18 protein-coding genes are annotated in these 20,589 nt (G+C 72.3%); 8 read left to right on the plus strand and 10 right to left on the minus strand.

All coding sequences use genetic code 11. From position 1 onward, the window contains the following. Positions 1 to 268: 268 nt before the first annotated feature. Positions 269 to 1,759 (minus strand): CoA-acylating methylmalonate-semialdehyde dehydrogenase, encoded by a 1,491-nt coding sequence (locus tag ASG83_RS01785; RefSeq protein ID WP_055856441.1) that lies wholly within the window; start codon positions 1,757 to 1,759, stop codon positions 269 to 271. 112 nt (positions 1,760 to 1,871) lie between these two features. Further along, on the minus strand, positions 1,872 to 2,786 hold the full coding sequence (locus tag ASG83_RS01790) for a LysR family transcriptional regulator (RefSeq protein ID WP_055856445.1): 915 nt from the start codon (positions 2,784 to 2,786) through the stop codon (positions 1,872 to 1,874). Between the two features lie 66 nt (positions 2,787 to 2,852). On the opposite strand from ASG83_RS01790, the gene ASG83_RS01795 reads away from it, so the two are divergent. Both ASG83_RS01795 and ASG83_RS01800 read left to right on the plus strand, forming a co-directional pair. Continuing rightward, positions 2,853 to 4,178: a DNA recombination protein RmuC gene (locus ASG83_RS01795; protein WP_055856448.1), complete on the plus strand. Its 1,326-nt coding sequence runs from the start codon at positions 2,853 to 2,855 to the stop codon at positions 4,176 to 4,178. A 10-nt stretch (positions 4,179 to 4,188) separates the two neighbouring features. Further along, positions 4,189 to 4,599, plus strand: coding sequence for a VOC family protein (locus tag ASG83_RS01800; RefSeq protein ID WP_055856449.1), 411 nt, complete (start codon positions 4,189 to 4,191; stop codon positions 4,597 to 4,599). A 128-nt stretch (positions 4,600 to 4,727) separates the two neighbouring features. Here ASG83_RS01800 and ASG83_RS01805 read toward each other — a convergent pair whose 3' ends face one another. From ASG83_RS01805 to glpX, 3 genes are all read right to left on the minus strand, one after another. Beyond that, positions 4,728 to 6,635, minus strand: coding sequence for an ABC transporter ATP-binding protein (locus tag ASG83_RS01805; protein ID WP_055856452.1), 1,908 nt, complete (start codon positions 6,633 to 6,635; stop codon positions 4,728 to 4,730). Continuing rightward, positions 6,632 to 8,365 (minus strand): ABC transporter ATP-binding protein, encoded by a 1,734-nt coding sequence (locus tag ASG83_RS01810; protein WP_055856454.1) that lies wholly within the window; start codon positions 8,363 to 8,365, stop codon positions 6,632 to 6,634. The genes ASG83_RS01805 and ASG83_RS01810 overlap by 4 nt, the downstream gene beginning before the upstream one ends. Positions 8,366 to 8,464: 99 nt before the next feature. Next, entirely contained in the window at positions 8,465 to 9,457 is a 993-nt protein-coding gene (gene glpX, locus ASG83_RS01815) for a class II fructose-bisphosphatase (RefSeq protein ID WP_055856457.1), read from the minus strand. A 155-nt stretch (positions 9,458 to 9,612) separates the two neighbouring features. Between glpX and fbaA the strand changes: the two genes are divergently transcribed. Next, positions 9,613 to 10,641, plus strand: coding sequence for a class II fructose-bisphosphate aldolase (fbaA, locus tag ASG83_RS01820; RefSeq protein ID WP_055856460.1), 1,029 nt, complete (start codon positions 9,613 to 9,615; stop codon positions 10,639 to 10,641). A 4-nt stretch (positions 10,642 to 10,645) separates the two neighbouring features. Here fbaA and ASG83_RS01825 read toward each other — a convergent pair whose 3' ends face one another. The 5 genes from ASG83_RS01825 to ASG83_RS01845 form a co-directional block, all read right to left on the minus strand. Next, entirely contained in the window at positions 10,646 to 11,938 is a 1,293-nt protein-coding gene (locus ASG83_RS01825; protein ID WP_055856463.1) for a hypothetical protein, read from the minus strand. Further along, a complete protein-coding gene (locus ASG83_RS01830) occupies positions 11,935 to 13,134 on the minus strand; it encodes an ATP-binding protein (protein ID WP_055856466.1) in 1,200 nt (399 codons plus the stop codon). Before ASG83_RS01830 ends, ASG83_RS01825 begins: the two co-directional genes overlap by 4 nt. A 70-nt stretch (positions 13,135 to 13,204) precedes the next feature. Beyond that, positions 13,205 to 14,209, minus strand: coding sequence for a 4-hydroxy-3-methylbut-2-enyl diphosphate reductase (locus tag ASG83_RS01835; RefSeq protein WP_055859030.1), 1,005 nt, complete (start codon positions 14,207 to 14,209; stop codon positions 13,205 to 13,207). Between the two features lie 138 nt (positions 14,210 to 14,347). Then, positions 14,348 to 15,199, minus strand: a complete 852-nt coding sequence (locus tag ASG83_RS01840; RefSeq protein ID WP_055856469.1) for a hypothetical protein — start codon at positions 15,197 to 15,199, stop codon at positions 14,348 to 14,350. Further along, the gene (locus ASG83_RS01845; protein ID WP_055856473.1) at positions 15,196 to 16,107 is read right to left on the minus strand and encodes an ATP-binding cassette domain-containing protein; all 912 of its coding nucleotides are present in this window, start codon (positions 16,105 to 16,107) and stop codon (positions 15,196 to 15,198) included. The genes ASG83_RS01840 and ASG83_RS01845 overlap by 4 nt, the downstream gene beginning before the upstream one ends. 88 nt (positions 16,108 to 16,195) lie before the next feature. Between ASG83_RS01845 and xseA the strand changes: the two genes are divergently transcribed. Genes xseA through ASG83_RS01870 form a run of 5 tightly spaced genes read left to right on the plus strand, consistent with a single transcriptional unit; the run spans position 16,196 to position 20,561 of the window. Further along, the gene (gene xseA, locus ASG83_RS01850) at positions 16,196 to 17,485 is read left to right on the plus strand and encodes an exodeoxyribonuclease VII large subunit (RefSeq protein ID WP_055856476.1); all 1,290 of its coding nucleotides are present in this window, start codon (positions 16,196 to 16,198) and stop codon (positions 17,483 to 17,485) included. Positions 17,486 to 17,504: 19 nt separating this feature from the next. Then, positions 17,505 to 17,771 carry an exodeoxyribonuclease VII small subunit gene (locus tag ASG83_RS01855; protein ID WP_082514884.1) on the plus strand — a complete coding sequence of 89 codons (267 nt, stop codon included), beginning with the start codon at positions 17,505 to 17,507 and terminating at the stop codon, positions 17,769 to 17,771. A 10-nt stretch (positions 17,772 to 17,781) separates the two neighbouring features. Then, positions 17,782 to 18,423: a DUF4245 domain-containing protein gene (locus ASG83_RS01860; RefSeq protein WP_055856479.1), complete on the plus strand. Its 642-nt coding sequence runs from the start codon at positions 17,782 to 17,784 to the stop codon at positions 18,421 to 18,423. Positions 18,424 to 18,471: 48 nt separating this feature from the next. Further along, complete coding sequence (locus ASG83_RS01865) at positions 18,472 to 19,110, plus strand: carbonic anhydrase (RefSeq protein ID WP_055856481.1); 639 nt, start codon at positions 18,472 to 18,474, stop codon at positions 19,108 to 19,110. Positions 19,111 to 19,157: 47 nt separating this feature from the next. Continuing rightward, entirely contained in the window at positions 19,158 to 20,561 is a 1,404-nt protein-coding gene (locus ASG83_RS01870; RefSeq protein ID WP_082599006.1) for an aspartate ammonia-lyase, read from the plus strand. Positions 20,562 to 20,589: the final 28 nt, after the last annotated feature.

Consider the following 20,589-nt stretch of genomic DNA (forward strand, 5'->3'; position numbering starts at 1 on the left):
GTTCTCCTTGGTGGGGTGGAGCGGACGAGCTCTGAAGGTCTGGGGGTGGTGCGATGGGTTCAAACTACGAAGCCGCGATCCACCGATCGGCCACACGTCGTCCATCGCTCATCCACGGCTCCTCCACAACTCGCCCGCCTGTCAGCGACCGAGAACGGTCGCCGGAGAACGAGAACGGTCGCCGGAGAACGAGAACGGGGCTCGCGCCTCGGCGCGAGCCCCGCATCCGCCCCGCCCCTGCCCCGATGGGAGGCAGCGGCGGCGGTGATCAGCCGTTCTGGGGGAAGCCCAGGTTGATGCCGCCGTGGCTCGGGTCGAGCCAGCGCGAGGTGATCGCCTTCTCGCGCGTGAAGAAGTGGATCGCCTGCGTGCCGTAGGCCTTCGTGTCGCCGAACAGCGAGTCCTTCCAGCCGCCGAACGAGAAGTAGCCGACCGGCACGGGGATGGGCACGTTGATGCCGATCATGCCGACGGTGACCTCGCTCTGGAATCGGCGCGCTGCACCGCCGTCGTTGGTGAAGATCGCCGTGCCGTTGCCGTACTGCGAGCCGTTGATGAGCTCGAGGCCCTCGTCGTAGCTCTGCACGCGCACGATCGAGAGCACGGGGCCGAAGATCTCCTCGGTGTAGACGCGTGACGAGGTCGGCACCTTGTCGATGAGCGTCGGGCCGAGCCAGAAGCCGTTCGCGTCGCCGTCGATGTCGATGCCGCGGCCGTCGACGACGATCTCGGCGCCGTCGGTCTCGGCGACGTCGAGGTAGCCGGCCACCTTGTCGCGGTGCTCCTTCGTGATGAGCGGGCCCATGTCGCAGTTGCGCGTGCCGTCGCCGACCCTCAGCGTGCTCATGCGCTCGGAGATCTTGGCGATGAGCTCGTCGGCGACGGGCTCGACGGCGACGACGACCGAGATCGCCATGCAGCGCTCGCCGGCCGAGCCGAAGCCGGCGTTGACGGCCGAGTCGGCGACGAGATCGAGGTCGGCGTCGGGGAGGACGAGCATGTGGTTCTTCGCGCCGCCGAGGGCCTGCACGCGCTTGCCGTTCGCGGTGCCGCGCTCGTAGATGTACTTCGCGATGGGCGTCGAGCCGACGAAGCTGATCGCCGCGACGTCGGGGTTGTCGAGGAGGGCGTCGACGCTCTCCTTGTCGCCGTTGACGACGTTGAGCACGCCGTTCGGCAGACCGCACTCGGTGAGGAGCTCGGCGAGCCAGATCGACGCCGACGGGTCCTTCTCGCTCGGCTTCAGGACGACGGTATTGCCCGCCGCGACGGCGAGAGGGAAGAACCACAGCGGCACCATGGCCGGGAAGTTGAAGGGGCTGATGATGCCGACCACGCCGACGGGCTGCTTGATCGAGTACACGTCGACGCCGGTCGAGACCTGCTCGGCGTACTCACCCTTCATGAGCTGCGGGATCGAGCAGGCGAGCTCGACGACCTCGAGGCCGCGGGCGATCTCGCCGAGCGCGTCGGAGGTGACCTTGCCGTGCTCGGAGGTGAGGATCGCCGCGAGCTCGTCCTTGCGCGCGTTGAGCTTCTCGCGGAAGGCGAACATGATCTGCTGCCGCTTGCCGACGGGCGTACGGGACCAGCCGGGCAGGGCGGCCTTCGCCGAGGCGACGGCGGCGTCGACGTCGGCGGTCGTCGCGAGCGCGACCTCGCGGGCCACGGAGCCCAGGGCGGGGTTGTAGACGGCAGCGGTGCGCGTCGAGGAGCCCGCGAACGCGGCTCCGTCGACCCAGTGCTGGACGATGGTCATGGGGATGCTCCTGACAGCGAAGAGGGTGGGGTTCGTGCCCAGTCTGCGCTCCCTGTGATCTGCACTCAAGCGGTGAAGGTGCACAGTCGATGTGCAGATCTGCAGATGCGTCTCAGCGCGGCGGGACGAGCTCGTCCCGCCGGCGCGCGACCTCCGCCCGCAGGGCGTCGCGCACGATCGCGACGGCGTCGACGGCGGGGCTCTCGGGCCGCGTCGAGAGGGTGAGCTCCAGCCGGAAGTCGACGAGCGCGGGCAGCACGGGCACGAGCCGGGCATCCGCCTCGCCCATGAAGGCGTGGAGGAGGCCGATGCCGGCGCCAGCGCGCGTGGCCTCCACCTGCGCGAACACGCTCGTCGAGCCGAAGCCGAGCCGCATGCCGCCGAGCACGGGCGCGAGGTCGAGCTCGCGCACCGTGAGCAGCGCGTCGACGTAGAAGACGAGGTCGTGGCCCTCGAGGTCGGCGAGCGCGCGCACTGGCGGGCGGGCGGCGAGATAGTCGCGCGAGGCGTAGAGGCGCAGCGCGTACTCCGCGAGCGGCTCCGACTGCACCCGCGCCGCACGGGCCGCGCCGATCGTCACGGCGAGGTCGAAGCCGGAGCCGCGCAGGCTCAGCGGCCGCGTCGAGGTCACGAGCTCGAGGGCGATGCCGGGGTGCCGGGCCCGCACCGCGGCGAGCGCCGGAGCCACGAACATCGCCCCGAAGCCGTCCGGGGCGGCGACGCGCACGGTGCCGCGCACGGCCCCGTCGCCCGAGGCGGCCGCGACGACCTGCTCGACGATGCCCTCGAGGGCGGATGCCCGATCGACGACCTCGCGCCCGATCGCGGTGAGCTCCCATCCGTCGGCGCCCCGGTCGAGCAGCCGAGCGCCGAGCGCGGCCTCGAGCCGGTCGATGCGGCGGCGGACGGTCGTGTGGTCGACCCCGAGGAGCGTGCCCGCGGAGGTCATGCGCCCGACGCGAGCGACGGCGACGAGGTACCGCACGTCGTCGGTCGAGACGTCCTGCGGGCGCGGAGCGGAGGCCATGCGCTCACCCTATGGCGCGGTGCGCGGGCGCCGGCGATGTCGGACGCCCCTGCCACACTCCTCGCTATGGACTTCCTCCTCCCCCTCCTCATCGGCGCGCTGCTCGGTGCGCTGCTCGGCCTCGCGGTCGGCGTGCTGCTGGCGCGACGCGCACGCCCCGCGACGGAGGACCCGGCGATCATCGAGGCGCGGCATCAGGCCCTGCTGGCCGAGGTGCGCGCGGAGGAGGCCTCGCATCGGGCGCGGCTCTCGAGCGAGCTCGCCGGCCTGCAGGCGACGGCCGCGGCCCTGCGCGATCAGGTCGTGCAGCAGCAGGAGCAGCACCGTGAGCTCGTGGAGCGCCAGCGCGCCGAGCAGCAGGTGCAGACGGAGCGAGAGCGCGCCGAGAGCCGAGTCCTGCAGCAGCTCACCCCCGTCCAGGAGATGCTGCGGACGATGCAGGCGAAGGTCACCGAGCTCGAGACGCAGCGCAGCCGGCAGCACGGCGAGCTCTCGCAGCAGCTGCGGCAGGCGACCGAGGCGGAGGAGCGCCTGCGGGCGACCGCCGAGTCGCTCGCGAGCGCTCTGCGCAACAACGCCACGCGCGGGGTCTGGGGCGAGACCCAGCTGCGCACTCTCGTCGAGTCGGCCGGGCTGCTCAACCGCGTCGACTTCTTCCTGCAGGAGTCGATCGAGGCCGACGGCGCGGCGCGTCGTCCCGACATGGTGCTGCGACTGCCCGGCGGCAAGTCGATCGCGGTCGACGCGAAGGTGCCGTACAACAGCTACATCGAGGCGAGCGCGATCCCCGCGACGGCGACCGGCGAGGAAGAGGCGCGTCGCGCCTCGCTGCTGACCGAGCACGCCAAGCGCATCAAGGTGCACGTCGACGCGCTCGCCGCGAAGAACTACTTCACGGGCCTCGAGGCGAGCCCCGAGTTCACGATCGCGTTCATCCCGAACGAGCCGCTGCTCGCCGCCGCGCTGGAGAAGGACCCGAGCCTGCTCGAGTACGCGTTCTCCAAGCGCATCGCGCTCGCGAGCCCGGTGAGCTTCTGGGCGGTGCTGAAGACGATCGCCTTCACCTGGCAGCAGGAGGTGCTCACCGACGAGGCGAAGCTGCTGTTCGACCTGTCGAAGGAGCTCTACTCGCGCCTCGCCAAGCTCGCCGAGCACGCCGACGCTCTCGGCGGCGCGATCGAGCGCAGCGTGAAGGCCTACAACCAGTTCGCGAGCTCGCTCGAGAGCCGCGTGCTCGTCACCGCCCGACGGCTCGACGGGCTCGATGAGAGCAAGGTCGTGCCCGCTCCGCGCACGATCGAGGAGCAGCCGAGACAGCTCACCGCTCCCGAGCTCACCGACGAGCTCGCCTCCGGCGGGCAGCCCGTCGACGCGCTGCCCGCACGGGAGTAGCCTCCCGTCCATGAGGAACCTCGCCTTCGCCTTCGCCGGGTTCGCCGTTCCCGACACCGACGCGGCGCGAGCGTTCTACGGGGGCGTGCTCGGCCTCGAGGTCGCCACCGAGATGATGGGGCAGCTCTCGCTCGAGCTGCCCGGCGGCGGCTGGGTGCTCATCTACCCGAAGCCCGACCACGAGCCCGCCACCTACACGGTGCTGAACCTCGAGGTCGACGACATCGACCGGGCCGTCGACGAGCTCGAGGCGGCCGGCGTGACGCTCCTGCGCTACGAGGGCTTCGGGCAGGATGCCCGGGGCATCGCCCGCGGGATCACCACCGACCGCGGCCCCGACATCGCCTGGTTCACCGACCCCGCGGGCAACATCATCTCGGTGCTGCAGAACCCGCCGCGCGACGAGGCCGCACCGATCTGATCACGAGCGGCGTTCTCGGCGCCGTGCCGACGCCTCGCCCAGGGCTCAGCACTGTGCCGGCTACGCCTCGCCCAAGGGCTCAGCACTGTGCTGGCTACGCCTCGCCCAAGGGCTCAGCACTGTGCTGGCTACGCCTCGCCCAAGGGCTCAGCGAACTGCGCGTCGTAGAGCCGCGCGTAGGCGCCGTCGGCGACGAGCAGCTCCGCGTGGCTGCCCTGCTCGACGATGCGTCCCGCCTCCATGACGAGGATGAGGTCGGCGTCGCGGATCGTCGACAGGCGGTGCGCGATGACGAAGCTCGTGCGGTCGCGACGCAGCGCCGCCATGGCGTGCTGCACGAGCACCTCGGTGCGCGTGTCGACCGAGCTCGTGGCCTCGTCCAGGATCAGCACGCTCGGCCGGGCGAGGAACGCCCGCGCGATGGTCAGCAGCTGCTTCTCGCCCGCGCTCACGTTCCCGCCGTCGTCGTCGAGCACGGTGTCGTAGCCGTCCGGCAGCGAGTGCACGAACCGGTCGACGTACGTCGCGCGGGCGGCGTCGAGGATCTCCTCCTCGGTCGCGTCCGGGCGGCCATAGGCGATGTTGTCGCGGATCGTACCGCCGAACAGCCACGTGTCCTGCAGCACCATGCCCATGCGCGAGCGCAGGTCGTCGCGCGTCATCGCGGCGATGTCCACCCCGTCGAGGGTGATCCGACCGCCGTCGAGCTCGTAGAAGCGCATCATGAGGTTCACGAGCGTCGTCTTGCCGGCGCCCGTCGGCCCGACGATCGCGACCGTCTGGCCGGGCTCGGCGACGAGCGACAGATCGTCGATGAGGGGCCGGCCGGCCTCGTAGCGGAACGACACCCCCTCGAACACGAGTCGACCGGTGGATGCCTCGGGCCGCTCCCCCGGGTCGGGGTCGGCCGACTGCTCGGGCGCGTCCATGAGCTCGAACACGCGCTCGGCGCTCGCCACGCCCGACTGCAGGAGGTTCGCCATCGAGCCGAGCTGGCTGAGGGGCTGGGTGAACTGCCGGGAGTACTGGATGAACGCCTGCACGCCGCCGATCGTCATCGCCCCGGTCGTGACGAGCAGGCCGCCGACGACGGCGATCGCGACGTAGACGAGGTTCCCGACGAACATGATGGCGGGCATGATGATGCCGCTGACGAACTGGGCGCCGAAGCTCGCCGCGTAGAGCTCGTCATTCTTGGCGCGGAACCGCGCCTCGACCTCGCGCTGCCGGCCGAAGACCTTCACGAGGGCGTGGCCGGTGAAGGTCTCCTCGATCTGCGCGTTGAGCTCGCCGGTGTGCCGCCACTGCGCCGCGAAGAGCGACTGCGAGCGCTTCGCGATCACCGCGGTGATCACGAGCGTGAGCGGGATGGTGATGAGGGACACGAGCGCGAGCACGGGCGAGATGACGAACATCATCACGACGACGCCGATGACCGTGAGCAGCGAGGTGAGGAGCTGGCTCATCGTCTGCTGCAGGCTCTGCGAGACGTTGTCGATGTCGTTGGTGACGCGGCTCAGCACCTCCCCGCGCTGCACGCGATCGAAGTAGGTCAGCGGCAGCCGGTTGAGCTTCGCCTGCACCTCCTCGCGCAGTCGGTAGATCGTGCGCTGGGTGACGCCGTTGAGCACGTAGGCCTGCAGCCACGAGAACAGCGACGAGAAGACGTAGACGAGCAGCACGCCGCCGAGCAGCAGCTGCAGCGCGGGGACGTCGATTCCCCCGCCGTCGCCGGCCTCGCCGGCGAGGTCGGCGCTGCCGAAGACCCCCTCGACGATGAGGTTCGTCGCGAGTCCGAGCAGCGCGGGGCCGACGACGCTCAGCAGCACGCTGACGACGCCGAGCGCGATGACCGCGATGACGCGGCCCCGCTCGGGTCGGAGCCGGCCCACGAGTCGCTTCGCCGACGGCCCGAACGAGGTCGCCTTCTCGGCCGGCATGCCGATGCCGCCGCCCATCGGACCCCCCATCGGGCCGCGCCGCACCCCGCCGGGAGGGCCGACCGGGCGCTCGGGGGCGCTGGCCCGCTCGCTCATGCTCCCGCCTCCACCCGCTGCTGGCTGCTGACGATCTCGGCGTACGTCCCATTGCGGGCGAGCAGCTCGGCGTGGGTGCCGCGGCCGACGACGGCGCCGTCCTCGAGCACGATGATCTGGTCGGCGTCCTGCACGGTCGCGACGCGCTGGCCGACGATGATGACCGTGGCGTCGGCGACGGCGCGGCGCAGCGCCTGACGGAGCCGGGCATCCGTCGCGGTGTCGAGGGCCGAGAAGGAGTCGTCGAAGACGTAGATCGGCGGCTGCTTGACGAGCGCACGGGCGATCGCGAGTCGCTGGCGCTGTCCGCCCGACACGGTCGTGCCGCCCTGGGCGACCGCGGTGTCGAGACCGTCGGGCATGGCCCGGACGAAGTCGGCGGCCTGCGCGATCTCGAGCGCTGCCCACAGCTCGTCGTCGGCGGCGTCGGGCTTGCCGAATCGGAGGTTCGACGCGATCGTGCCGGAGAACAGGAAGGGGCGCTGCGGCACGAGACCGATGCGCGCCCACAGCACGTCGGGGTCGAGGTCGCGCACGTCGACCCCGTCGATGAGCACCTGGCCCGCGGTCGCGTCGATGAGCCGCGGGAGGAGGCTCACGAGGGTCGTCTTGCCCGAGCCGGTGCTGCCGATGATGGCTGTGACCGTTCCCGGCTCGGCGATGAGGTCGACGCCGGCGAGCACCGGTTCGGCGGCGCCCGGGTACTCGAAGCCGACGCCGCGCAGCTCGACGCGCCCGCGCGTCGCGAGCTCCGTCACCGGCGCGCTCGGGAGGACGACCGATGACCGCGTCTCGAGCACCTCCCCGATGCGGTCGGCCGAGACGGTCGCGCGCGGCAGCAGGACGGCGATGAAGGTCGCCATGAGCACGGCCATGAGGATCTGGATCAGGTAGGTGAGGAACGCGGTGAGCGCCCCGACCTGCATCTGGCCCGCCTCGATGCGCGCGGCGCCGAACCACAGCACCGCCACGCTCGAGGCGTTGAGCACGAGCAGCACGATCGGGAACATGAGCGCGAACAGCCGCCCGGCCCGCAGCGCGGTCTGCGTAAGCGCCGCGTTCGCGTCGGCGAACCGGTCGATCTCGTGCTGCTCGCGGACGAACGCGCGCACGACCCGCATGCCCGCGAGCTGCTCGCGCAGCACCCGGTTGACGCCGTCGATGCGCTCCTGCATGACGCGGAAGAGCGGCACCATGCGCACGATGATGAGGCTCACGGCGATGAGGAGGACGGGGATCGCGACCGCCATGATCGCCGAGAGCCCGACATCCTGCTGCAGCGCCATGACGACGCCTCCGACGGCGAGGATGGGCGCGCTCACGAGCATCGTCAGGCTCATGAGCACGAGCATCTGCACCTGCTGCACGTCGTTCGTCGACCGGGTGATGAGCGAGGGGGCGCCGAAGCGGGCGACCTCCCGCTCGCTGAAGGTGCCGACGTGGGCGAACATCGCGCCGCGCAGGTCGCGGCCGAGCGCCATCGCCACGCGCGCGCCGAAGTAGACGGCGGTGATCGCGCACGCGATCTGCACGAGCGCGATGCCGAGCATCATGCCGCCGACGCCGAGGATGTACCCTGTGTCGCCGCGCGCGATGCCGCGGTCGATGATGTCGGCGTTGAGCGCGGGCAGCAGCAGCGAGGCGAGCGCCTGCGCGAGCTGGAACACCACGACGCCGACGATGAGGGGTGCGGAGGGGCGGAGGTACCGCTTAAGGATTCGCGCGAGCATCGTGGGCTCATTCTTCACCCGCGGATGCCCGGCGAGCGCCCGCGTTCGCCGTGAGCGTCACCGCTCTCGCGGGAAGCGGTCAGCTCCGCCCGAGGAGGCTCAGAAGTCGAGCCACTTCGACGCGAGGTGGTCGGCCACGACGCGGCGGACGGTGCCCGAGCGCGAGCGCAGCACGATCGACTCGGTCGTGATGATGTCGCCCTGCCGGCGCACGCCGCGCACGAGCTCGCCGTCGGTCACGCCCGTCGCGACGAAGAAGGTGTTGTCGCTGCGCACGAGCTCGTTGGCCTCGTAGACGTGGTCGAACTTCAGGCCCGCGGCGAGGCCCTTGTCGATCTCCTCCTGCGAGCCGGGCGCGAGCCGACCCTGGATGAAGCCGCCGAGCGCGCGGATCGCGCACGCCGTGGCGACGCCCTCGGGGCTCCCACCGGTGCCGATGGCCATGTCGATGCGCGAGTCGTGACGGGCGGCGTTGATGCCCGCGGCGACGTCGCCGTCGAGGATGATGCGGGTGCCGGCGCCGGCGCTGCGGATCTCCTCGATCAGCTGCTCGTGGCGGGGACGGTCGAGGACGGCGATGCGCATCTCCTCCACCGGCTTGCCCTTGGCCTTGGCGAGGGCGCGGATGTTCTCGCCGACCGACTGGCGGATGTCGACGACCCCGATGCCCTCGTTGCCCGTGACGATCTTGTCCATGTAGAACACGCTCGAGGCGTCGAGCATCGAGCCGCGGTCGGCGACCGCGAGCATCGAGATGGCGTGCGAGCGGCCCGCGGCCGTGAGCGAGGTGCCGTCGATCGGGTCGACGGCGATGTCGCACGCGGGCCCCTGGCCGTTGCCGACCTCCTCGCCGTTGTACAGCATCGGCGCCTTGTCCTTCTCGCCCTCTCCGATGACGACGACGCCGGCGAAGTTGACCGTCCCCAGGAACTTGCGCATCGCATCCACCGCCGCCCCGTCGGCCGCGTTCTTGTCGCCCTTGCCGATGAAGGGGGTGGCGCGGATGGCCGCCGCCTCGGTCGCCCGGACCAGCTCCATGGCGAGGTTGCGGTCGGGCTGGAGGTAGAGGGATCCGGTCTGCGTGGTCACCATGAGTGGCGTCCTCTCGAGTCGTGGCGAGCTGAGTGAAGGACGCGCCGGGTGGTAGCACAGCGCTGCGCCAACCCTACCGCGGGGCCGCTGACGGCGGCGGGCCCCGTCGCTAGACTGACGCACGAAATCCACCACACCGCCGTCGAAGGAGTCCCATGCCCATCGCCACCCCCGAGCAGTACGCCGAGATGCTCGACAAGGCCAAGAAGGGCGGGTTCGCGTACCCCGCGATCAACGTGTCGTCGTCGCAGACGATCAACGCCGTGCTTCAGGGCCTCACCGAGGCGGGCTCCGACGGCATCCTCCAGGTGACCACGGGCGGTGCCGACTACTTCGCCGGCCAGAGCGTCAAGGCCCGCGCCTCCGGCGCCCTCGCCTTCGCCGCCTTCGCGACCGAGGTCGCCAAGAACTACCCCATCACCGTGGCCCTCCACACCGACCACTGCCCGAAGGACGCGCTCGACGGCTTCGTCATGCCGCTCATCGAGGCGAGCGAGGCCGAGGTCAGGGCGGGCCGCAACCCGATCTTCCAGTCGCACATGTGGGACGGCTCGGCCGTGCCGCTGCAGGAGAACATCGAGATCGCCCGCGAGCTCCTGCCCCGCATGAAGAGCATCAACGCCATCCTCGAGGTCGAGATCGGCGTCGTCGGAGGCGAGGAGGACGGCGTCCAGCACGAGGGCTCGAACGAGGCCCTCTACACGACGCTCGGCGACGTCACCCAGGCCGTCGAGGCCCTCGGCCTCGGCGAGAACGGCCGCTACATGGCCGCGCTCACCTTCGGCAACGTGCACGGCGTGTACAAGCCGGGCAACGTGAAGCTCCGCCCCGAGCTGCTCGCCGAGATCCAGGCCGGCATCGCTCAGAAGTACGGCACGGATGCCCTGCCCCTCGACCTCGTCTTCCACGGCGGCTCGGGCTCGACCGACGCCGAGATCGCCGAGGCGGTGCGCAACGGCGTCATCAAGATGAACATCGACACCGACACGCAGTACGCCTTCAGCCGCTCGATCGCGGACACGGTGCTGAAGAACTACGACGGCTTCCTCAAGGTCGACGGCGAGGTGGGCAACAAGAAGATCTACGACCCCCGCGCCTGGGGCAAGATCGCGGAGAAGGCGATGGCCGAGCGCGTCGTCGACGCGACGCGCCAGCTCGGCTCGGCCGGTCACTCGGGGAAGTAGCGAGTCACATCGCGCGCGGGCGGGCGGGCGCCGGGGCGGGCGAGTGCTGCACGACCGCCCGCGGCGCGAGGTCGTTCAGCGGCACCTCGAAGTCGACGACGAGGGTCGTGCCGTTGCGCCAGCGGATGTCGTCGACCGTCGCCTGCAGGGTCACGTAGTACGGCGCGAGGAACGTCACGCGTCGCCCCTCCGGCAGCGTGCTGAGGATCCGCAGCGCGACCGCCACCGTTCCGCGATCGGCCGCCTTCAGCTCGACCTGCCCCGCGACGAAGCCCGAATCGGGCTGAGCGAGCAGGGCATCCAGCATCGCGCGGAGCGCCGTGCGCTGCGGGAGGCTCAACCGCTCGGCCAGGCGGTCGACGTCGTCGACCTCGATCGGCCTGCCGCGCACGAGGCGCGCGAGCCAGGTGTCCTCCGCCTCGGCGATGAGCTCGGCCCGCAGCGCCGCCGCGAGCGCGCGCGCCCGCTCGCGGTCCTCCGGGGTCACCGCACCGCGATCGAGGATCTCCCGCACGAAGCGCAGGGGGACGGCGAGGCGGGCGGACATCTGGCCGTCGACGCGTCTCGCGAGAGCCGCGCCAGGATCGGATGCCGCCGGCACGCGTGCCCCATCGGCACCGTCCATGGCGCCGACCGCGCCGACCGGGTCGATCGCGTCGATCGTGTCGCCGTCGTTCCCCAGCGGCCTCTCGTTCCAGGTCTCGAACAGGCGCGTGACGACGGCCACGAACACGATGCAGCCGACCGCCGCGAGAACGATCTGCAGCTCCACGAGGTAGACCGTCACGAGCACCGGCCAGCCGAGAGAGGCCTCCGCCTCGAGCGCGAGGGTGGCGAACGCCGTCACGGCGAAGGAGACGGCGCCGTAGCGCGCGAGCTGCAGGCCGGTCGAGAACGGGGTGAGCGCGACGAGCATGAGCGCGACGCTCGCGGGAGCCGACCACATGTCGGCGGGGAACGGCGAGCCGGCGTAGCCGTACGCCGAGAGGGCGAGGGCACCGATCACGATGGCGATGGCGGCCCAGGCGACGGGCTCCCGCAGAGGTCCTCGATGGGGGCGGGTCGTGACGTGCACGAGCAGGAAGGCGACGATGGGGAGGACCGCGGCGGCCACCTGAAGGAGGGGGCGCGAGTCGTCCGGGTCCATCAGCAGGAGCATCACGAGAGAGCGCACGGCCGCGTACGCGGCGCAGCCGAGCGCCAGCAGGTCGATCGCGAGCCAGCTCAGCGGGTCCGCGCTCCAGGGCGAGCGCGAGCGGTCGGCCGCCCTGCGCCGCGCGGCGGCCCGGCCGATCACGACGGCGTCCCGTCTCCGCCGATCGGGACCGAGAGCATGACCGTGGTGCCCTCCTCGCCCGACCACACGCGCGCCGAGCCGCCCACCTCGCGCACGCGCGCGTCGATCGAGGAGCGCACGCCCAGGCGATCGGCGTCGACGGAGGTCGAGGAGAACCCGACCCCGTCGTCGACGATGAGCACCGAGAGCGTCCCGTCCCGCTCCCCCACGACGAGCTCGGCCCGGTCGGTCGCGGCATGACGGACCACGTTGTCGAGTGCGGCGCGCGCGGCGCCCAGCACGGCCGCGCGGACGGGCTCGTCGACCGCGACCACGAGGTCGTCGCAGCCCGAGACGTCCACGGTGACACCGCTCCACTGGTACTCGCGGACGAGTTCGAGGAGGTCGTCCGCGATCGGCGAGCGCCGAGGCTCCGACGGCTCCGCGGTGTCGAGCGCGACCGTCCCCGCGAGCGCGAGCGCGAGGTCGCGCTCGAGGCGGGCGCGCGCACCCGGGTCGAGCGGCCCCGGGCGCGCGGCGATGATCGCAAGGTCGGCGAGCACGGTGTCGTGGGCGACTCGAGCGGCGCGGCGCTCGAGCTCGCGCTCCCGATCGCCGAGCTCGAGCTCGCGCTGCAGACGATCGAGGTCGGGCACACGGCGGCGCGCGCGCGCATGGCTGAGAACGAGGGCGCCGTAGGCGAGGAGGACGATGATCGCGCCGAGCAGCGGCGCCACCCCCGTCTCCGGCGGCCGCCCGGCGAGCGCGAAGCCCACGACGAGCGAGAGCTCGGCGAGCACGAGGCCCGCCGCCGTCCACAGCACGCCGCTGCGGGCGCTGCCGCGCAGGGCCCCGACGAGGACGAGCCCGGCCGCGGCGCGGTTCACGAGAGACGGGCCGGGCTCGTCGAGCCGGGCATCCGCGGTCAGGAGCGCGACCGTGTAGACGACGGAGGCCACCGCGCCCACGGCGAGGAAGACGGTCGCACGAGCGGCGGTCGGGCGGAGCAGGAGCCGCAGGGCGAGGACGCCCATCACGGCGAGCGCGGCGAGGACGGGGACGAGCGCGAGCGGCTCGCCGCCACGCGCGAGCACCGCGACCGTGCTGGCCACCGCCGTGAGCGCCGCGCCCACGACCACCATGGCGCGCTGCGCGGTCGCGAAGCCGCGCACGATGATGCCCGAGGCGACGTCGCGGGGCAGCGCGATGGATGCCATGGGCCCTCCCGGTGCGCGCCGCGCGGCGCGCTGCTCGCAGACTACCGGGCGCGCGAGCGCCGAGCGGGGGCTACGCGCGGGTGCGGCCGCCGAGAGCGCGGGCGTCCTGCTCTCCGCTCGCGGTCGTGCGGAGCTCCTTCGGCAGCGAGAACATGAGGTCCTCCTCCGCCGTCTTCACGACCTCCACGTCGGCGAATCCGGCGTCGGCGAGGTCGGCGAGCACCTGCTCGACGAGCACCTCGGGCACGCTCGCGCCGCTCGTGACGCCGACCGTGGCGACGCCCTCGAGCCACTCCTGCTTGATCTCGCTCGCGTAGTCGACCCGGTACGCGGCCTTCGCGCCGTACTCGAGCGCGACCTCGACGAGCCGCACGCTGTTGGAGCTGTTGGCCGAACCGACGACGATCACGAGGTCGGCATCCGGTGCCACCTTCTTGATCGCGACCTGGCGGTTCTGCGTGGCGTAGCAGATGTCGTCGCTCGGGGGGTCCTGCAGGTGGGGGAAGCGGGCGCGCAGCCGGCGCACGGTCTCCATCGTCTCGTCCACGCTCAGCGTCGTCTGCGACAGCCAGATGAGCGCGTCGGAGGCGGGGACCTCGACCGTGTCGGCCTCCTCCGGCGTGCCGATCAGGATCGTGCGCTCGGGGGCGTGCCCCATCGTGCCCTCGACCTCCTCGTGGCCGGCGTGACCGATGAGGAGGATGCGGTAGTCCTGCTTGGCGAAGCGCACGGCCTCGCGATGCACCTTCGTCACGAGCGGGCACGTCGCGTCGATCGCGGCGAGGTTGCGGTCGGCCGCGCCCTGCACGACGGCCGGGCTCACGCCGTGGGCCGAGAACACGATGTGCGAGCCCTCCGGAACCTCCTCGACCTCGTCGACGAAGATCGCACCGGCCTGCTCGAGCTCGCTCACGACGTGCACGTTGTGCACGATCTGCTTGCGCACGTACACGGGCGAGCCGTACTGCTCGAGCGCCTTCTCGACCGCGATGACGGCACGATCGACTCCCGCGCAGTAGCCGCGCGGCGCGGCGAGCAGGATGCGGCGGGGCGCGGCGACGTCGGTCGCGCGCAGGCGCTCGCGCCGCTCGGGGACGACGGGCGTGGTCAGGGTGACGCCGAGGGCGCCGTTCGTGATCGTGCTCACGGTCGCCAGTCTACGAGGGCTCACGTGGGGGACCGCCGTGCGCGGCCGGGGTCGGGCTCGCTCGCGCTACTCGACGTCGCGCCGCAGCGTCGTGAGGGCGGCGACGACGAGCAGCACCGCGGCGAGGGCCGCGAGAACGAGGCCCCCCTGCCACCAGAGCAGGGCATCCGTCGCCGCCTGCGGAACGGTCGGATCGATCGACCCGAGCGAGCTGAGGATTCCCGCGCCGACGAGCGCGTCGGTCGCCGCCCCGGGCAGGAAGCGCCCGATCGCGGCCGTGGTCTCCCAGACGCCGGCGAGGATCCGCAGGATCGGCTCGACGAACTGCGTGAACGCGAGCACGATGACGATCGCCGCGATCTGGCTCGTCAGCAGCGCGCCGAGGCCGAGCCCCAGGAGCGACCACAGCGCCGTGGCGACCAGCGTGCGCAGGAGCAGACCGATGACCTCGGGCTCGTCGAGCGCCGCGCTCTCGCCGAGCGCCTCGAGCACGGGCGCGCCGACGCCGACCGAGCCGACGAGGCCGATCGCGCCGTAGAGGGCGCCGACGACGAGAGCGACGACCGCCTTCGCCGCGAGGACGACGCCGCGGCGGGGCTGGGCCAGCACGGTCGGGGTGAGCGTTCGGTGGCGGTGCTCGGTCGTCGCCAGGAGCGCGCCGAACAGCAGCGGGATCACCAGCCCGACCGCCGTGACGCTGCTGTAGACGAGATTCGCGGAGACGACGGGGTCGAGGGCGGGCGCGCCGGCTCCCCCGAACCGGGCGCCCACGTCGCTCAGGAAGAAGGCGAGGCCGCCTGCCGTCACGCCCACGTAGACCAGGAGCACGAGTCCGAGGAGCCACCACGCGCGCAGCGAGAGAACCTTCGAGAACTCGGAGGCCGTCTGGCGGGCGAGGGCGGTCGCGAGCGCGGTCACGCGCTTCCCTCCGCATCGGCGGTGAGCGCGAGGAAGACCGACTCGAGGCCGTCGCCCTCGTCGCTCAGGTGCGTGAGGGCGATCCCCGCGTCGCGCGCGACCTCGCCCGTGCGCGCGGCGTCGAGCCCGGCGACGACGAGGCCGTGGCCGGGCTGCTCGGCCGGCTCGACGCGGGCCCCGGCCGCGGCGAGCGCCGCCGCGAGCGCGGCGCGGTCGAGCGCGTCCACGCGCACCTGCGCGGTGCCCGCCTCGAGATCGGAGAGCGGGCCGTCGAAGACGATGCGTCCGCGGCGGATGACGACCGCGTCATCCACCGTCTGCTGCACCTCGCTCAGCACGTGCGACGAGAGCAGCACGGTGCGGCCCTCGTCGGCGAGAGCGCGCAGCAGGCCGCGCATCCAGCGGATACCGTCGGGGTCGAGCCCGTTGATCGGCTCGTCGAGGACGAGCGCGTCGGGGTCGCCGAGGAGCGCGCTCGCGAGGCCGAGTCGCTGGCGCATCCCGAGGGAGTAGCCGCCGACCGCGCGGCGCGCCGCGTGCGCGAGCCCCACCTGCTGAAGGACGGCGTCGGCGCGGGAGGTCGGGATGCCCGCCGCGAGCGCGAGCGCGCGCAGGTGGTCGCGGGCGCTGCGGCCGGGGTGGAAGACGTCGGCCGAGAGCGACCCGCCGACGCGCGCGAGCGGCCGGTCGAGCGCGCGGTACGGCAGCCCTGCGATCGTCGCCGTACCCGCGGTCGGGGCGTTGAGCCCGAGCAGGATGCGCAGCGTCGAGGTCTTGCCGGCGCCGTTCGGACCGAGGAAGCCCGTGACGCGACCCGGCCGCGCCGTGAACGACACGTCGCTGAGCGCGGTCACCTCGCCGTAGACCTTCGAGAGCCGCTCGACCGCGAGGGGTGTGGGCAACGGCATGGTGTCCTCCGGTCGGCGGCGGGCCCGCGTCGGCGTCGGGGGCGTCCACTACCCTGGCGGAGGCCGCCGATCGAGGCAAGGGAGGGTCATGAGCGAGGCACCGTCCACCGCCGACGCGCCCTGGCCCGTGGGCGAGCTGTCGCAGAAGATCAAGGGCTACATCGACCGCCTCGGCAGCGTCTGGGTCGAGGGCGAGATCACCCAGTGGGGCGTCTCGGGCGGCAACGTCTACGGCAAGCTCAAGGACCTCGCGGTCGATGCGACCGTCTCGTTCGCCGTGTGGTCGTCGGTCAAGGCGAAGCTCCCGCAGGGTCTCGGGCAGGGCGACCGCGTCGTCGCGCTCGTCAAGGCCAACTGGTGGGTCAAGGGCGGCTCGCTCACGATGCAGGTCTTCGAGATGCGCCGCGTCGGGCTCGGCGACCTCCTCGAGCGGCTCGAGCGGCTCAAGCAGCAGCTCCGCGCCGAGGGGCTCTTCGACCCCTCGCGCAAGAAGCCGCTCCCCTTCCTGCCGCACTGCATCGGCCTCGTGACGGGTGCCGACAGCGACGCCGAGAAGGATGTCCTCCGCAACGCCCAGCTGCGGTGGCCGTCGGTCCGCTTCCACGTCCACCACTCCGCCGTCCAGGGCGAGCGCGCGGTGGGCGAGATCATCGCGGGCATCCGCGCGCTCGACGCCGACCCCGAGGTCGACGTCATCATCGTCGCGCGCGGCGGCGGCGACTTCCAGAACCTCCTGCCGTTCAGCGACGAGGCCGTCGTGCGGGCGGCAGCCGCGTGCGAGACGCCGCTCGTGAGCGCGATCGGGCACGAGAACGACCGGCCCATGCTCGACGAGGTCGCCGATCTGCGCGCCTCGACGCCGACCGACGCCGCGAAGCGCGTCGTGCCCGACGTGAGCGACGAGCTCGCGAAGGTGCAGCAGGTGCGCTCGCGCCTGCTGACGCGCGTCACGGGGCTCATCGGCACCGAGATCGACCGGCTCGCGCAGATCCGCTCGCGGCCCGCGCTCGCGAGCGCGACCTGGATCATCGACCAGCGGGCGGAGGAGCTCACGCGCTTCGTCGCGCGCGGCGTCGAGCTCACCGCGCGCCGCCTCGAGCGCGCGCACCTCGACCTCACCGAGCGCCGCGGCCAGCTCCGCGCCCTCTCGCCCCAGCACACGCTCGACCGCGGGTACGCGATCGTGCAGACCGGCGCGGGCGGCGTCGTGCGCGACGCGGCCGAGACCGCGCCCGGCGACGCCCTCGTGCTGACGCTCGCGCGCGGCCGCATCGCGGCGACCGCCGGCGAGGCGCACCCGTCGGCGAGCGCGAACCCGGCGTCCGGCACGCGGACGCCCACCCCGCCAGCCCCCGAGCCGCAGACGCCCACCCTGTAGACAGAGAGACGCTCCTACCATGGCTGATGTGACCCCTCCCGCCGCTCCCGCTCCCGCCGGCGCCCCCGCCGCGGCCGCGGCCGATGGCGTCGACGCGCTGTCGTACGAGCAGGCGCGCGACGAGCTCGTGCGCGTGGTCACCGAGCTCGAGCAGGGCGGCGCGACGCTCGAGCAGTCCATCGCGCTCTGGGAGCGGGGCGAGGCGCTCGCGCGCCGCTGCGAGGAGTGGCTGATCGGCGCGAAGGAGCGCCTCGATGCCGCGCGGTCCGCCGCAGGCCAGGGCTGAGCATCCGCGCATGACCGACCCCGTCACCGGCCGCCCCATCGTCGCCGAGCTCGGCCGCCCCGAGACCGACGACGAGCGCGCGGCCCGCGTCGCCGAGAATCGCCGCAAGCGGCGCGCGAATCAGTCGTCCACGAACCTCCTGCTGTCGATCGCCGCGTCGCTGCTCATCGTGCTGTTCCTCGTCGTCGTGACGGTGCGGGAGGACCCGACCCCCGAGAGCGTCGACTACCGAGCGACGGCCCAGCAGGCCGAGGCGGGGCTGGGGATGCCCGTGGTCGCCCCCGAGCTGCCGGAGGGCTGGTACGCCAACCGCGCCGATCTCGGCAGCGACGGCTCGGTGCAGGAGTGGTACGTGGGCCTCATCACGGGCGAGGACCGCTTCATCGGAGTCCTGCAGGGCTTCGACGCGAACCCGACCTGGCTCGACGAGGCGCTGCGGCAGCCGAGCGGCCAGGGCGAGAGCGTCGAGATCGGCGGCGTCGAGTGGACGCTCTACGATCGACGAGAGGTGGAGGGCGCCGGCAATCGCGGCTACGCCCTCGTGACCGAGACGACCGGCAGCACCCTCGTGCTGTACGGCACGGCGTCGGAGTCGGAGTTCGCCCAGCTCGCCACCGCGGTCGCGGCCGAGCTCGACGGCACCGACGGCTGACCGCCGATCTCGACCGCCCGAGCCGAACGACGCACGCGGAGGACGACCATGACGACACCCACGCGCACCCCCGCCGACGTCTGGCGCGAGATGGAGCGCGGGAACGCCCGCTTCGTCGCCGGGGAGCCGGCGCACCCGCGGCAGGACGTCGACCGCCGCACCGAGGTCGCCCTCGCGCAGGCGCCGCACGCGGCGCTGTTCGGCTGCAGCGACTCGCGGCTCGCGGCCGAGATCATCTTCGACAAGGGCCTCGGCGACCTGTTCGTCGTGCGCAACGCCGGGCAGGTGATCTCGAGCAGCGTCGTCGGCTCGCTCGAGTACGCGGTCGGCGTGCTGGGCGTGCCGCTCATCCTCGTCCTCGGCCATGACGAGTGCGGTGCGGTGCGGGCCGCCATCGACTCGCGAGGCCCCGATGCTCCTCCGCTGCCCCCGCACATCCACGGGCTCGTCGAGCGCATCCAGCCCGCGGTCGACCGGTGCCTGCTCGCGACGGGCACCACGGACATCCACGAGCTCGACGCGCAGGACGTCGGGCGCGAGCACCTGCGCGACACGGTCGGCGAGCTGCTCGCGGCCTCGGAGCTCATCAGCGACGCCGTCGCCGCCGGTACCCTGGCTATCGTCGGCGCCAACTACCGCCTGCTCGAGGGTCGAGCAGTGCCCGACATCGTCGTCGGCCAGATCTGACCGGCGCACCGACCCCCGCACGCCTCTACGAGAAGGACGAGATCGCCGTGAGCGAGACCACTGAGCCGGAGTACCGGATCGAGCACGACACGATGGGCGAGGTGCGCGTCCCGCGCAGCGCCCTCTACCGCGCGCAGACGCAGCGCGCCGTCGAGAACTTCCCGATCTCGGGCTCGGGCCTCGAGCCCGGCCAGATCGTCGCGCTCGCGCAGATCAAGCGCGCCGCCGCGATCGTCAATGCCGAGCTCGGGATCCTCGACGCCGATCGCTCGAGCGCGATCGTCGCCGCGGCCGACCAGATCATCGCCGGCCGCCACCACGAGCACTTCCCCGTCGACACCTACCAGACGGGCTCGGGCACGAGCTCGAACATGAACATGAACGAGGTGCTCGCGACGCTCGCGTCGACCGAGGCCCTCGCCGTGCACCCCAACGACCATGTGAACGCCTCGCAGTCGTCGAACGACGTCTTCCCGACCTCCGTGCACCTCGCGGTCACGAGCGCGCTGCTCGCCGACCTCATCCCCGCGCTCGACCACCTCGCCGGGGCCCTGGAGGGGAAGGCCGAGCTCTGGAGGACGGTCGTCAAGGCGGGTCGCACGCACCTCATGGACGCGACGCCCGTCACGCTCGGCCAGGAGTTCGCCGGCTACGCCCGCCAGATCCGCCTCGGCATCGCCCGCGTGCAGGCGACGATCGAGCGCGTCGCCGAGGTGCCGCTCGGCGGCACGGCGACCGGCACGGGCATCAACACCCCGCTCGGCTTCTCGCAGAAGGTCATCGCCGAGCTCGCCTCCTCGACCGGCCTTCCCATCACCGAGGCGCTCGACCACTTCGAGGCGCAGGGCGCGCGCGACGGCCTCGTCGAGGCGAGCGGTGCGCTGCGCGTCATCGCGGTGTCTCTCACGAAGATCTGCAACGACATCCGCTGGATGGGCTCGGGCCCCAACACGGGCCTCGCCGAGCTGAGTATCCCCGACCTGCAGCCCGGCTCCTCGATCATGCCCGGCAAGGTGAACCCCGTCGTGCCCGAGGCCGTGCTCATGGTGTGCGCGCGCGTCATCGGCAACGACGCGACGGTCGCGTGGGCGGGCGCCTCCGGCTCGTTCGAGCTCAACGTCGCCATCCCCGTCATGGGCACCTCGCTGCTGGAGTCGATCCGCCTGCTCGCGAACTCGACGCGCGTGCTCGCCGACAAGACCGTCGTCGGGCTCGAGGCGAACGTCGAGCGCGCCCGCGCGCTCGCCGAGTCCTCGCCCTCGATCGTCACGCCCCTCAACCGCGTCATCGGCTATGAGGCCGCGGCGAAGGTCGCCAAGCACTCGGTAGCGAAGGGCCTCACGGTGCGCGAGGCCGTCGTCGACCTCGGCTTCGTCGAGCGCGGCGAGGTCACGGAGCAGCAGCTCGACGAGCTCCTCGACGTGCTCTCGATGACCTCGCCCGGCCTGTAGGCCCGGTTCTCGTCGCGGAACGGCGCCC

The sequence above is a fragment of the Yonghaparkia sp. Soil809 genome (assembly GCF_001429705.1).
Taxonomy (GTDB): domain Bacteria; phylum Actinomycetota; class Actinomycetes; order Actinomycetales; family Microbacteriaceae; genus Microcella.